Source organism: Micromonospora sp. NPDC005298, from assembly GCF_040607375.1.
In the GTDB taxonomy this organism is placed as follows: Bacteria; Actinomycetota; Actinomycetes; order Mycobacteriales; family Micromonosporaceae; genus Micromonospora.
Map to the genome: position 1 here is coordinate 24,853 of NZ_JBEXGP010000037.1, position 12,953 is coordinate 37,805.

General features: G+C 71.9%; 11 protein-coding genes and 1 pseudogene. 11 read left to right on the forward strand and 1 reads right to left on the reverse strand.

The features are described 5' to 3' along the window. Nucleotides 1-24: 24 nt before the first annotated feature. The 5 genes from ABZS77_RS29085 to nusB all read left to right on the forward strand — a co-directional run bounded on the left by ABZS77_RS29085 (nt 25) and on the right by nusB (nt 3,613). Nucleotides 25-1,023, forward strand: coding sequence for a YafY family protein (locus ABZS77_RS29085; RefSeq protein ID WP_354829399.1), 999 nt, complete (start codon nt 25-27; stop codon nt 1,021-1,023). A gap of 10 nt (nt 1,024-1,033) precedes the next feature. After that, a complete protein-coding gene (gene aroB / locus ABZS77_RS29090) occupies nt 1,034-2,113 on the forward strand; it encodes a 3-dehydroquinate synthase (RefSeq protein WP_354829402.1) in 1,080 nt (359 codons plus the stop codon). Continuing rightward, on the forward strand, nt 2,110-2,535 hold the full coding sequence (aroQ, locus tag ABZS77_RS29095) for a type II 3-dehydroquinate dehydratase (RefSeq protein WP_354829404.1): 426 nt from the start codon (nt 2,110-2,112) through the stop codon (nt 2,533-2,535). Before aroB ends, aroQ begins: the two co-directional genes overlap by 4 nt. A gap of 86 nt (nt 2,536-2,621) precedes the next feature. Further along, nucleotides 2,622-3,179 carry an elongation factor P gene (efp, locus tag ABZS77_RS29100; RefSeq protein WP_007458344.1) on the forward strand — a complete coding sequence of 186 codons (558 nt, stop codon included), beginning with the start codon at nt 2,622-2,624 and terminating at the stop codon, nt 3,177-3,179. A gap of 23 nt (nt 3,180-3,202) precedes the next feature. Continuing rightward, nucleotides 3,203-3,613 carry a transcription antitermination factor NusB gene (gene nusB, locus ABZS77_RS29105; RefSeq protein ID WP_197699491.1) on the forward strand — a complete coding sequence of 137 codons (411 nt, stop codon included), beginning with the start codon at nt 3,203-3,205 and terminating at the stop codon, nt 3,611-3,613. A 69-nt stretch (nt 3,614-3,682) separates the two neighbouring features. On the opposite strand, the pseudogene ABZS77_RS29110 reads toward nusB, so the two are convergent. Further along, nucleotides 3,683-4,172: pseudogene (locus ABZS77_RS29110) on the reverse strand (transcriptional regulator). Between the two features lie 289 nt (nt 4,173-4,461). Here ABZS77_RS29110 and pyrR point away from each other — a divergent pair. The 6 genes from pyrR to ABZS77_RS29140 are packed head-to-tail and all read left to right on the forward strand — an operon-like array spanning nt 4,462 to nt 12,786. Beyond that, on the forward strand, nt 4,462-5,046 hold the full coding sequence (pyrR, locus tag ABZS77_RS29115; RefSeq protein WP_354829407.1) for a bifunctional pyr operon transcriptional regulator/uracil phosphoribosyltransferase PyrR: 585 nt from the start codon (nt 4,462-4,464) through the stop codon (nt 5,044-5,046). After that, nucleotides 5,043-5,969, forward strand: a complete 927-nt coding sequence (locus ABZS77_RS29120; protein WP_278123129.1) for an aspartate carbamoyltransferase catalytic subunit — start codon at nt 5,043-5,045, stop codon at nt 5,967-5,969. The genes pyrR and ABZS77_RS29120 overlap by 4 nt, the downstream gene beginning before the upstream one ends. Next, nucleotides 5,966-7,243: a dihydroorotase gene (locus tag ABZS77_RS29125; protein WP_354829410.1), complete on the forward strand. Its 1,278-nt coding sequence runs from the start codon at nt 5,966-5,968 to the stop codon at nt 7,241-7,243. The genes ABZS77_RS29120 and ABZS77_RS29125 overlap by 4 nt, the downstream gene beginning before the upstream one ends. Beyond that, nucleotides 7,240-8,403 (forward strand): glutamine-hydrolyzing carbamoyl-phosphate synthase small subunit, encoded by a 1,164-nt coding sequence (gene carA / locus ABZS77_RS29130; protein ID WP_354829412.1) that lies wholly within the window; start codon nt 7,240-7,242, stop codon nt 8,401-8,403. The genes ABZS77_RS29125 and carA overlap by 4 nt, the downstream gene beginning before the upstream one ends. Then, the gene (gene carB, locus ABZS77_RS29135) at nt 8,396-11,743 is read left to right on the forward strand and encodes a carbamoyl-phosphate synthase large subunit (RefSeq protein WP_354829414.1); all 3,348 of its coding nucleotides are present in this window, start codon (nt 8,396-8,398) and stop codon (nt 11,741-11,743) included. The genes carA and carB overlap by 8 nt, the downstream gene beginning before the upstream one ends. Next, nucleotides 11,740-12,786 (forward strand): quinone-dependent dihydroorotate dehydrogenase, encoded by a 1,047-nt coding sequence (locus tag ABZS77_RS29140; RefSeq protein ID WP_354829416.1) that lies wholly within the window; start codon nt 11,740-11,742, stop codon nt 12,784-12,786. The genes carB and ABZS77_RS29140 overlap by 4 nt, the downstream gene beginning before the upstream one ends. Nucleotides 12,787-12,953: the final 167 nt, after the last annotated feature.

Below are 12,953 nucleotides of genomic sequence, written 5' to 3' on the forward strand. Positions count from 1 at the left end.
TCCGCCCGGTTTCCAGGAGTTTCCATGTCCCATCCCGCCGGACGGGTGCTGGCCCTGCTCGAACTGCTCCAGACCCGGCACCGGGCGACGGCCAACGAACTCGCCGGCCGGCTCGGTGTGGACGAGCGGACCGTGCGCCGGTACGCGGCCACCCTGGTCGAGCTGGGCATCCCGGTCACCGCCGACCGGGGCCGGCACGGCGGCTACCGCCTGCACCCCGGCTTCAAACTGCCGCCGCTGATGCTCACCGACGACGAGGCGGTCGCCGTGCTGCTCGGCCTGGTCGTCGCCGAACGGGTCGGTCTGGCCACCGAGCAGCCGGCCACGGCGACCGCGCTGGCGAAGATCCGCCGGGTGCTGCCGGCGACGCTCGCCGACCGGCTGGCCGCCGTGCAGGAGCACCTCGGCTTCACCCTGCGCCGGCCCGAGCCGGAGCCGAGACCCGCCTCGGGCACCCTGCTCGCGCTGGCCGAGGCCGCCCGGCACCGGCGACGGGTGGCACTCGACTACCGCTCCTGGCGCGGCGAGCAGTCGCACCGGCAGCTCGACCCGTACGGCCTGGTCTTCCACGCCGGCCGCTGGTACGTCATCGGCCACGACCACCGGCGCGGGGAGATCCGCACGTTCCGGCTGGACCGCGTCGGCGCCGTCACCCCGGGCACGGCGACGTTCACGGTGCCGGACGGCTTCGACCCGGTGGCCCGGGTGACCCGGTCGCTGGCTGGTGTGCCGTACACCCACGAGGTCGAGGTGCTGCTGGAGACGGATCTGGTCGCCGCCCGCCGTCGTGTCCCGCCGAGCGTGGCCGAGTTGACCGCCACCGACGACGGCGTACTGCTGCGGGCCCGGGCCGAAAGCCTGCCCGGCATGGCGGCGCTGCTCGCCGGGCTGGGCTGCCCGTTCACCGTGCGACACCCGGACGCGCTGCGCGTCGCCGTGGCCGCGCACGCCCGCCGGCTCGCCGAATGGGCGACCCGGCCAGCAGGTGGGCGGACACCCGCGCCACGGCGCCCGCTCGACTAGGCTGCCGGCGATGGACGAGGTGATCCGGATTCCGGTCGGCGGCGAGCGGCCGTACGACGTGCTTGTGGGACGCGACCTGCTGGGTTCGCTGCCCGGCCTGCTACCCGGCGCGAGCAGGGCGGCGGTTCTGCACGCGCCCCCGCTCAAGGCCCTGGCTGACGCGCTCGGCGAGCGGCTGCGCGCGGCCGGCGTCGAGCCGCTGCCGATCGAGGTGCCGGACGCCGAGTCGGGCAAGCAGATCGACGTGGCCGCCGCCTGCTGGGACCGCCTCGGGGCGGCCGGCTTCACCCGTACCGACGCGGTGGTCGGCGTGGGCGGTGGCGCGGTGACCGACCTGGCCGGCTTCGTGGCGGCCTGCTGGCTGCGCGGGGTGCGCTGGGTGCCGGTGGCCACCTCGCTGCTGGGCATGGTGGACGCGGCCGTGGGCGGCAAGACGGGCATCAACACGGCCGCCGGCAAGAACCTGGTCGGCGCGTTCCACCCGCCGGTCGGTGTGCTGGCCGACCTGGCCACCCTGGACAGCCTGCCGGCTGTCGACCTGACGGCCGGGCTCGCCGAGGTGGTCAAGTGCGGGTTCATCGCCGACCCGGTGATCCTGGATCTCGTCGAGGGTGACCCGGGTGCCGCCACCGATCCGCGCGGGTCGGTGATCCGGGAGCTGATCGAGCGGGCGATCCGGGTCAAGGCCGACGTGGTCGCCGGTGACCTGCGCGAGTCGGGCCTGCGGGAGGTGCTCAACTACGGGCACACCCTCGCGCACGCCATCGAGCAGAACGAGGGCTACCGCTGGCGGCACGGCCACGCCGTCTCCGTCGGCCTGGTGTACGCCGCCGCGTTGGCGCGGCTCGCCGGCCGGCTCGACGCGTCGACCGCCGAGCGGCACCGCCGCACCCTGACCGTGCTCGGTCTGCCGGTGAGCTACCCGGCCGACGCCTGGGAGCGGCTGCTGGCCGTGATGCGGGTGGACAAGAAGGCCCGGGGTGACCGGCTGCGGTTCGTGGTGCTGGACGGGCTGGCCCGACCGGCGATGCTGGAGGGCCCGGACGACGCGCTGCTGGAGGCCGCCTACCGGGAGGCGGTGGCGGCGTGAGGGTCCACGTGCTGAACGGGCCGAACCTGGGTCGGCTGGGCACCCGTGAGCCGGCGGTGTACGGCTCGACCAGTTACGCCGATCTCGTGGCGCTCTGCGAGGAGACCGGCCGGGAGCTGGGGTTGGACGTGACGGTCCGGCAGACCGACGCCGAACACGAACTGCTCGGCTGGCTGCACGACGCGGCCGACGAGGAAGCCGCGGTGGTGCTCAATCCGGCGGCCTGGTCGCACTACTCGTACGCGGTGCGGGACGCCTGCGCCATGCTGCGCGGGCCGCTGGTCGAGGTGCACCTGTCGAACATCCACGCCCGCGAGGAGTTCCGGCACCATTCGGTGGTCTCCGCGGTGGCGACCGGGGTGATCTGCGGTCTCGGTATTGACGGGTATCGTCTCGCGCTGCGACATTTGGCTGCCCGTTGACGGGCCGTCCCGAGCGGGGGCGGCCCGATTCGACGCAGCTAGTAGACTTCCAGGGTCTGTCCGCCAATTGATGATCAAGGCAGGAAATGGCCTCCACCAACGACCTCAAAAACGGCCTGGTACTCAACCTTGACGGCGAGCTCTGGGCCGTCGTCGAGTTCCAGCACGTCAAGCCCGGTAAGGGTGGTGCGTTCGTGCGCACCACGCTGAAGAACGTGTTGTCCGGGAAGGTGGTCGACAAGACCTTCAACGCGGGCACCAAGGTCGAGACCGCGACCGTGGACAAGCGCACGATGCAGTACCTGTACGCCGACGGCGAGGACTTCGTCTTCATGGATCTGGAGACCTTCGACCAGATCACCGTTCCCGGTGGCACCGTCGGCGAGGCAGCCAACTACCTGCTTCCCGAGGCGGAGGCGACCGTCGCCCAGCACGAGGGTGTGCCGCTCTACATCGAGCTGCCCACCAGCGTCGTGCTGGAGGTCACCTACACCGAGCCGGGCCTGCAGGGCGACCGCTCGACCGGCGGCACCAAGCCGGCGACCGTGGAGACCGGCGCCACCGTGCCGGTTCCGCTGTTCATCACCACCGGCGAGAAGATCAAGGTCGACACCCGCGACGGCCGTTACCTCGGCCGCGCCTGATGGCCGAGGGTTCCAAGCAGCAGATGCCGGCGCGCCGCAAGGCGCGCAAGCGGGCGCTGGATGTCCTCTACGAGGCCGACCTGCGGGACAAGCCTCCGGTGGAGGTGCTGGCCGGCTACGTGCAGCGGATCGAGCAGCCCCGACCGGAGCACCTCGGCTACGCCGTGGGCTTGGTCGAGGGTGTCGCCGAGCACCTCAACCGGATCGACGAGTTGATCGCCAGCTACGCCGAGGGGTGGACCCTCGACCGGATGCCGGTCGTCGACCGCAACCTGGCCCGGATCGCCGTGTACGAGTTGCTCTACGTCGACGAGATCGACGACGCGGTGGCGATCAGCGAGGCCGTGGAACTGGCCCGGCAGATGTCGACCGACGATTCGCCGCGCTTCCTCAACGGGGTGCTCGGCCGGATCGCCGAGTACGCCACCCGCTGAGGTCACCCACCCGCAGCACAGAAAGGGCCCGTGCCGTCCGGCACGGGCCCTTTCCGGTGGAACGACAGCTCAGGAGGCGAAGAACGCCCGGGGGTCGGCCACCAGCACACCGTGCTCGGTGAGCCGCTCGATCAGACCCGACGGCGAGGCGTCGTACACGATCGCGAGGGCCCGCAGGTCGTCGGCGCGGATGGAGAGCACCCGCCCGTTGTAGTCACCGCGCTGCTGCTGGATCGCGCGGGCGTAGCGCGCCACGTAGGCCAGGTCCTCGGAGGCCTCGTCGTAGAGCCGCTCCAGGTCCAGGACGATCTTGCTGGTGGGCTCGTGACGGACACCACTGCCGTCGGGCAGCAGCTCCGAGACGGGGACGCGGTAGAACTCGGCCAGGCTCGGCCAGACGGGAAACCGTCACGGCCCGGTCGCCGCGCTCGTACGAGCCGACCACCACGGCCTTCCACCGCCCGTTCGACTTCTCCTCCACGCCCTGCAGGGAGAGACCCTGCTGCTGGCGGATGGAGCGCAGGCGGGCGCCCAGAGACTTGGCGTATTCAGAGGGCATTCGGACACTCCCAGTGCTGCTCGGGGTTCTCCCGTCGATCGCTACGGAGCGTGACGGTACGGGGATTGCGACACCTGGTCAAGTGGTCGTGACCTTACCGTTGGGGAGCACCGGGGGAGTTATCCCCATTTCGTCGACCTGATCCGGTGGTCAGTGGCCGCCGACCATCGGCCCGGTGACCACTGGTAACGTGGCGTGAAGCCCCGGCTCAGGAGCGCTCTGCGGTCCGGCCGGAGGTGCCCGACATCCTTTAACGACCCGTCCAGTGAGGCGGGGAAGGAGGTCCGCCGTGGCGTACCCACCGGCTGCCCGCTCGTCACCACCGCGACAACCCTCGGTGAAGGTGATCCTCGCCAGCGCCGACGTGCAACGCGTGGTCGACCGCATCGCCCACCAGATCCTGGAGAAGACCCAGGGTGCCGCGAACACGGTGCTTCTTGGGATTCCCACCAGGGGAACCCCCCTCGCTCGGCGGCTCGCCGACCGGATCAGCACCTTCGAGGACGTCGCCATTCCGGTCGGTGTGCTCGACATCACCCTCTACCGCGACGACCTGCGCCGGCACGCCACCCGCGCGATCGGCCCGACCGAGCTGCCGCCCGGCGGCATCGACGGCAAGCGGGTCATCCTCGTCGACGACGTGCTCTTCTCCGGCCGCACCGTGCGGGCCGCGCTCGACGCGCTCAACGACGTGGGCCGCCCGGCGTCCGTGCAGCTCGCCGTCCTGGTCGACCGGGGTCACCGGGAGCTGCCGATCCGCGCCGACTACGTCGGCAAGAACATTCCGACCTCGCTCGCCGAGAGCGTGAAGGTGACGCTCGCCGAGACCGACGGGACGGACGAGGTCAAGCTGTACGGGGGTACCACCTCATGATCAAGCATCTGCTCTCCGGCGGAGACCTGGACGCCGACACCGCCACCGAGATCCTGGACACCGCCGCCGAGATGGCCACGGTGGCCGGCCGGGAGATCAAGAAGCTGCCCGCGCTGCGCGGCCGGACGGTGGTGAACCTCTTCTACGAGGACTCGACCCGTACCCGGATCTCCTTCGAGGCGGCGGCGAAGCGACTCAGCGCCGATGTGATCAACTTTTCCGCGAAGGGGTCGAGCGTCACCAAGGGCGAGAGCCTGAAGGACACCGCGCTGACCCTGCAGGCCATGGGCGCCGACGCGGTGGTCGTCCGGCACCCCGCCTCCGGCGCCCCGCACCGCCTCGCGAACTGGGTGGACGGATCGGTGGTCAACGCCGGCGACGGCACCCACGAGCACCCCACCCAGGCGCTGCTCGACGCGTACACGATGCGGTCCCGGCTGGGCCGGCTTGCCGGCCTCTCCGTCGCGGTGGTCGGGGACGTGCTGCACTCCCGGGTGGCCCGCTCCAACGTGCTGCTGCTGTCCACCCTCGGCGCCAAGGTCACCCTGGTCGGCCCGCCCACCCTCATCCCGGTGGACATCGCGGCGGCGCTCGCCCCCGGCACCGACGTCTCCTACGACCTCGACTCGGTGCTGCCGAACGTGGACGTGGTGATGATGCTGCGCGTCCAGCGGGAACGGATGAACGACTCCTACTTCCCCTCCGCGCGCGAGTACGCCCGCCGCTACGGCCTGGACGGCCCGCGCATGCGCCGGCTGCCCGAACACGCGATCGTCATGCACCCCGGCCCGATGAACCGCGGGATGGAGATCACCCCCGAGGTGGCCGACTCACCCCGGTCCACAATCGTCGAACAGGTCACCAACGGTGTCTCCGTGCGGATGGCTGTTCTGTACCTGCTGCTCGGAGGGAACAACCGGTGACCGCGTACCTGATCGCCAACGTGAGCGTCGTCGGCGCCGCGCCGACCGACCTGCTGATCCGCGACGGCGTCGTCGCCGAGGTCGGCCCCGACCTGTCCGCACCGGACGCCACAGTCGTCGACGGCACCGGGCTGGTCGCCCTGCCCGGCCTCGTCGACCTGCACACCCACCTGCGCGAGCCCGGTCGCGAGGACGCCGAGACCGTCGAGTCCGGGTCCCGCGCGGCGGCGCTGGGTGGCTACACGGCCGTCTGCGCGATGGCGAACACCTCGCCGGTCGCCGACACCGCAGGCGTCGTCGAGCAGGTCTGGCGGCTCGGCCGCGAAGCCGGACTGGTCGACGTGCAGCCCATCGGCGCGGTCACCGTCGGGCTGGCCGGTGAGCGCTTGGCCGAGCTGGGCGCGATGGCCGACTCCGCGGCCCGGGTGCGGATCTTCTCCGACGACGGGCACTGCGTCGCCGACCCGAAGCTGATGCGCCGGGCCCTGGAGTACGTCAAGGCGTTCGACGGGATCATCGCCCAGCACGCCGAGGAGCCCCGGCTCACCGAGGGCGCCCAGATGCACGAGGGCGAGGTCTCCACCCGACTCGGGCTGATCGGCTGGCCGGCGGTCGCCGAGGAGGCGATCATCGCCCGGGACGTGCTGCTCGCCGAGCACGTGGGCAGCCGACTGCACGTCTGCCACGTCTCCACCGCCGGCAGCGTCGAGGTCCTGCGTCAGGCCAAGGCCCGAGGGGTACGCGTCACCGCCGAGGTCACCCCGCACCACCTGCTGCTCACCGACGAACGCGCGCAGACGTACGACCCCGTCTTCAAGGTCAACCCTCCGCTGCGGACGGCCGCGGACATCGCCGCGCTGCGGGCCGCGCTCGCCGACGGCGTGATCGACATCATCGCCACCGACCACGCCCCGCACGCCGTGGAGGACAAGGAGTGCGAGTGGGCGTACGCCAGGCCGGGGATGCTCGGTCTGGAGACGGCCCTGTCCATCGCCTTGGACGTGCTCGGCCCCGAGTGGGATCTGATCGCCGAGCGGATGTCGCGTACCCCCGCCCGGATCGCCGGGCTGACCGGGCACGGCATCGACCCGGCACCCGGTGTGCCGGCCAACCTGACCCTGATCGACCCGGCCGCCCGCCGCACCATCGAGCCGGCGGAGCTGGCCAGTCGCAGTCGCAACACCCCGTACGCCCGCATGACGCTGCCAGGTCGCATCGTGGCGACCTTCCTGCGCGGCGAGCCGACGGTCCTGGACGGAAAGGCAGTCAAGTGACCCGTAGACGTTCCGCGATCCTCGTCCTCGAGGACGGGCGCACGTTCCCCGGCGAGGCGTACGGCAGTGTCGGTGAGACCTTCGGCGAGGCGGTCTTCACCACCGGCATGACCGGCTACCAGGAGACCCTCACCGACCCGTCCTACCACCGCCAGGTGGTGGTGCAGACCGCACCGCACATCGGCAACACCGGCGTCAACGGCGAGGACGACGAGTCCGGCCGGATCTGGGTGGCCGGCTACGTCGTGCGCGACCCGGCCCGGATCGGCTCGAACTGGCGGGCCACCGGCTCCCTTCAGGACCGGCTCGCCACCGAGGGCATCGTCGGCATCAGCGGGGTGGACACCCGTGCGCTGACCCGGCACCTGCGCGAGCGGGGCGCCATGCGGGTGGGCATCTCCAGTGTGGACACCGACCCGCAGAGCCTGCTGGCCCGGGTCCGCCAGTCACCGCAGATGGTCGGCGCGGACCTCTCCGCCGAGGTGACCACCACCGGGCCGTACGTCGTCGAGGCGGTCGGCGAGCACCGGTTCACCGTGGCGGCGCTCGACCTGGGCATCAAGCGCAACGTGCCGCGCCGGCTCGCCGCGCGCGGGGTGACCACCCACGTCCTGCCCGCCGGATCGAGCATCGACGACCTGCTCGCCACCGGCGCGGACGCGGTCTTCTTCTCGCCCGGCCCCGGTGACCCGGCGACCGCCGACGGGCCGGTGGCGCTGGCCCGAGAGGTGCTGACCCGGCGGATCCCGCTGTTCGGCATCTGCTTCGGCAGCCAGATCCTCGGCCGGGCGCTGGGCTTCGGCACGTACAAGCTGGGCTACGGCCACCGGGGCATCAACCAGCCGGTGCTCGACCGGGCCACCGGCAAGGTCGAGGTGACCAGCCACAACCACGGCTTCGCGGTACAGGTGCCCGGCTCGGGCGTCGGCGCCGTCGTCCCCGACCAGGTGATCGACACCGAGTTCGGTGGCGTCGAGGTGTCCCACGTCTGCCTCAATGACAACGTGGTCGAGGGGCTGCGGGCGATCGACGTGCCCGCCTTCACCGTCCAGTACCACCCGGAGGCGGCGGCCGGCCCGCACGACGCGGACTACCTCTTCGACCGCTTCGCCGACTTGATCGAAGGCCGGACCCACAGCAGGGGGCGCAGCAATGCCTAAGCGGACCGATCTCAAGCACATCCTCGTGATCGGCTCCGGGCCGATCGTCATCGGGCAGGCCTGCGAGTTCGACTACTCCGGCACCCAGGCTTGCCGGGTGCTGCGCAGTGAGGGGATCCGGGTCAGCCTGGTCAACTCCAACCCGGCCACGATCATGACGGACCCGGAGTTCGCCGACGCCACCTACGTCGAGCCGATCACCCCGGAGTTCGTGGAGCTGGTCATCGCCAAGGAACGCCCGGACGCGATCCTCGCGACCCTCGGCGGGCAGACCGCGCTGAACACGGCCGTGGCCCTGCACGAGGGCGGCGTCCTGGAGAAGTACGGTGTCGAGCTGATCGGCGCGAACATCGACGCCATCAACCGGGGCGAGGACCGCCAGCTGTTCAAGGAGATCGTCGCGAAGGCCGGCGTACGCCTGGGTGTCGACGACCCGGCCGCGCTGGTGCCCCGCTCCCGGGTCTGCCACTCCATGGACGAGGTCGAGGCGACAGTCGCCGAGCTGGGCCTGCCGGTGGTGATCCGGCCGTCGTTCACCATGGGTGGCCTGGGCTCGGGCATGGCGCACACCCCGGAGGACCTGGCCCGCATCGCCGGTGACGGGCTGTCCGCCAGCCCGGTGCACGAGGTCCTCATCGAGGAGAGCGTGCTCGGCTGGAAGGAGTACGAGCTCGAACTGATGCGCGACCGGCACGACAACGTCGTGGTGGTCTGCTCGATCGAGAACGTCGACCCGATGGGCGTGCACACCGGCGACAGCGTCACCGTGGCCCCCGCCATGACGCTCACCGACCGGGAGTACCAGCGCCTGCGGGACCTGGGCATCGCCGTGCTGCGCGAGGTCGGGGTGGACACCGGCGGCTGCAACATCCAGTTCGCGGTCAACCCGGTCGACGGCCGGATCGTCGTGATCGAGATGAACCCCCGGGTGTCGCGCTCCTCGGCGCTGGCCTCCAAGGCCACCGGCTTCCCGATCGCGAAGATCGCCGCGAAGCTGGCCATCGGCTACACCCTCGACGAGATCCCCAACGACATCACGTTGAAGACCCCGGCGGCGTTCGAGCCGGTCCTCGACTACGTGGTCGTGAAGATCCCCCGGTTCGCGTTCGAGAAGTTCCCCGGCGCGGACCCCGAGCTGACCACCACGATGAAGTCGGTGGGCGAGGCCATGAGCCTCGGGCGTAACTTCACCGAGGCGCTGAACAAGGCGATGCGCTCGATGGAGACGAAGTCGGCCGGTTTCTGGACCACGCCGGATCCGGAGGGTGTCACCCTGGCGGACACCCTCGCCGCGCTGCGCGTACCGCACGACGGCCGGCTGTACACCGTCGAGCGGGCGCTGCGCCTCGGCGCGTCGATCGCCGAGGTCGCCGAGGCGTCCGGCGGGATCGACCCGTGGTTCCTGGACCAGATCGTCTCGTTGATCGAGCTGCGCACCGAGATCGTGGACGCCCCGGTGCTCGACGCCGAGCTGCTGCGCCGGGCCAAGCGGGCCGGCCTGTCCGACCGGCAGCTCGCCGCGCTGCGCCCGGAACTGGCCGCCGAGGACGGCGTACGCACCCTGCGACACCGCCTCGACGTGCGTCCGGTCTACAAGACGGTGGACACCTGCGCGGCCGAGTTCGAGGCGGCCACGCCCTACCACTACTCGACGTACGACTCCGAGACCGAGGTCGTGCCGTCGGACCGGCCGAAGGTGCTGATCCTGGGCTCCGGCCCGAACCGGATTGGCCAGGGCATCGAGTTCGACTACTCCTGCGTGCACGCCGTGCAGGCGCTGCGGGCGGCCGGCTACGAGACCGTCATGATCAACTGCAACCCGGAGACGGTCTCCACCGACTACGACACCGCCGACCGGCTCTACTTCGAGCCGCTGACCTTCGAGGACGTGCTGGAGGCCTGGCACGCGGAGGACTCGTCCGGCCGGGCGGCCGGCGGGCCGGGTGTGGTCGGGGTGGTCGTGCAGCTCGGCGGGCAGACCCCGCTGGGCCTGGCGCAGCGGCTCAAGAACGCCGGCGTACCGGTGGTCGGCACCTCCCCGGAGTCGATCCACCTCGCCGAGGAGCGGGGCGCGTTCGGCGCGGTGCTCGCCCGGGCCGGGCTGCGCGCCCCGGCGCACGGCATGGCCACGTCCTACGACGAGGCCAAGGCGATCGCCGACGAGATCGGCTACCCGGTGCTGGTGCGGCCGTCGTACGTGCTGGGCGGGCGCGGCATGGAGATCGTCTACGACGACCCGACGCTGCGCGACTACATCGGCCGGGCCACCGACATCTCCCCGGACCACCCGGTGCTGGTGGACCGGTTCCTCGACGACGCCATCGAGATCGACGTGGACGCGCTCTGCGACGCCGACGGCGAGGTCTACGTCGGCGGCGTGATGGAGCACATCGAGGAGGCCGGCATCCACTCCGGCGACTCGTCCTGCGCGTTGCCGCCGATCACCCTCGCCGGCTCGCACCTGGCCGAGGTGCGCCGCTACACCGAGGCCATCGCGCGGGGCGTCGGCGTCCGTGGCCTGCTCAACGTGCAGTACGCGCTCAAGGACGACGTGCTCTACGTCCTGGAGGCCAACCCGCGCGCGTCGCGGACCGTGCCGTTCGTCTCCAAGGCCACGGCGGTGCCGCTGGCCAAGGCGGCGGCCCGGATCGCGCTCGGCGCGAGCATCGCCGAGCTGCGCGCCGAGGGCCTGCTGCCCGCGACCGGGGACGGTGGCACCATGCCCGCCGACGCGCCGATCGCGGTGAAGGAGGCGGTGCTGCCGTTCAAGCGTTTCCGGACGCGCGCAGGCAAGGGGATCGACTCGCTGCTCGGGCCGGAGATGAAGTCGACGGGCGAGGTGATGGGCATCGACACCAACTTCGGGCACGCCTTCGCCAAGAGCCAGTCGGCCGCCTACGGGTCGCTGCCGACCGCCGGGAAGATCTTCGTCTCGGTGGCCAACCGGGACAAGCGCGGCATGATCTTCCCGATCAAGCGGCTGGCCGATCTGGGCTTCGAGATCGTGGCGACCACCGGCACGGCCGAGGTGCTGCGGCGGCACGGCATCGCCTGCGAGCAGATCCGCAAGCACTACCAGGCCGGCGAGGGCGATGACGCGGTGTCGCTGATCCTCCGTGGCGACGTAGCGCTGGTGATCAACACGCCGCAGGGTTCGGGTGCCAGTGCCCGCTCCGACGGGTACGAGATCCGCAGCGCCGCCGTCACCGCGGACATCCCGTGCATCACCACGGTTCCCGGCGCGGCCGCGGCCGTGATGGGCATCGAGGCGCGCATTCGCGGTGACATGCAGGTCCGCCCGTTGCAGGATCTGCACGCCACCCTGCGGGCGGCCCAGTGACCCTGTTCGAGCGGGTGGTGCGGCCCCAGCTGTTCCGGCTCGGGGGTGGGGACGCCGAGGCGGCGCACGAGTGGACGTTGCGGCGGCTCGCCGCGCTGTCCCGACGTCCGGCGGCGTTGGCGGCCCTGCGGGCCCGCTACGCGGTCCGGGCGCCGCGCACGGTGTTCGGCGTGCGGTTCCCCAACCCGGTGGGGCTGGCCGCCGGCATGGACAAGGACGGCGCGGCGCTGCCGGCGTGGCCGGCCCTCGGGTTCGGTTTCGTCGAGGTCGGTACGGTCACCGCGCACGCCCAGCCGGGCAATCCCCGGCCCCGGCTGTTCCGGCTGCCGGCCAGCGAGGCGGTGGTCAACCGGATGGGCTTCAACAACGCCGGGGCCGAGGCGCTGGCCGCCCGGCTGGCGGCGCTGCCGCGCCCGCTCGGGGTGCCGCTGGGCATCTCGGTGGGCAAGTCGAAGGTGACTCCGCTGGACGAGGCGGTCGAGGACTACCTGGCCTCGTACCGGGCGCTGCGCGGGCACGGCGACTACTTCGCGGTGAATGTCTCCTCGCCGAACACTCCGGGCCTGCGCTCCTTGCAGGACCGCGCGCACCTGGACGCGCTGCTCGCCGCTCTGGTGGGGGAGAAGCCGGTGCTGGTCAAGATCGCACCGGACCTGACCGAGGCGGCGATCGCCGAACTGTTGGAGGTCTGCCTGGCCCGGGGCGCGGCCGGGGTGATCGCCACCAACACCACCCTGTCCCGTACCGGTCTCGCCAGTGTGGACGCCAGTCGTGGCGCCGAGGCCGGCGGCCTCTCCGGTCGGCCGCTGACCACGCGGGCCCGGGACGTGGTCGCCTTCGTGCACCACGAGACCGGCGGTCGGCTGCCGATCATCGGGGTCGGGGGAGTGCTGGACCCGGACGACGCGGCGCGGATGTTTGACGCCGGGGCGGCCCTGGTGCAGCTCTACACCGGCTTCATCTACCGGGGCCCGGCCCTGGTGCGGGCTGCGGCCCGCGCGACGGCCACCGCCTCGGCACCGGACCCGGTCGCCCGGCGGTGACCGACCCCGTCCCGGTGCCGCCCCGCCCCCACGGTGGGTCGGCGCCGGGTCGGCATGGCGCCGGGTCCGCGCCGGGTTGCTGACGGTCAGTCGACGCTTGCCAGCCAGCGCAGCAGCGAGCGCACACCCCAGCCGGTGGCGCCGCGGCTGACCTCGGCCTGGTCGCC

Excerpts from the sequence above, each read along its gene's own strand:
- ABZS77_RS29085 (WP_354829399.1), top strand. The coding sequence starts at position 25 with ATGTCCCATCCCGCCGGACGGGTGCTGGCCCTGCTCGAACTGCTCCAG.
- aroB (WP_354829402.1), top strand. The coding sequence starts at position 1,034 with ATGGACGAGGTGATCCGGATTCCGGTCGGCGGCGAGCGGCCGTACGAC.
- efp (WP_007458344.1), top strand. The coding sequence starts at position 2,622 with ATGGCCTCCACCAACGACCTCAAAAACGGCCTGGTACTCAACCTTGAC.
- nusB (WP_197699491.1), top strand. The coding sequence starts at position 3,203 with ATGCCGGCGCGCCGCAAGGCGCGCAAGCGGGCGCTGGATGTCCTCTAC.
- ABZS77_RS29120 (WP_278123129.1), top strand. The coding sequence starts at position 5,043 with ATGATCAAGCATCTGCTCTCCGGCGGAGACCTGGACGCCGACACCGCC.
- carB (WP_354829414.1), top strand. The coding sequence starts at position 8,396 with ATGCCTAAGCGGACCGATCTCAAGCACATCCTCGTGATCGGCTCCGGG.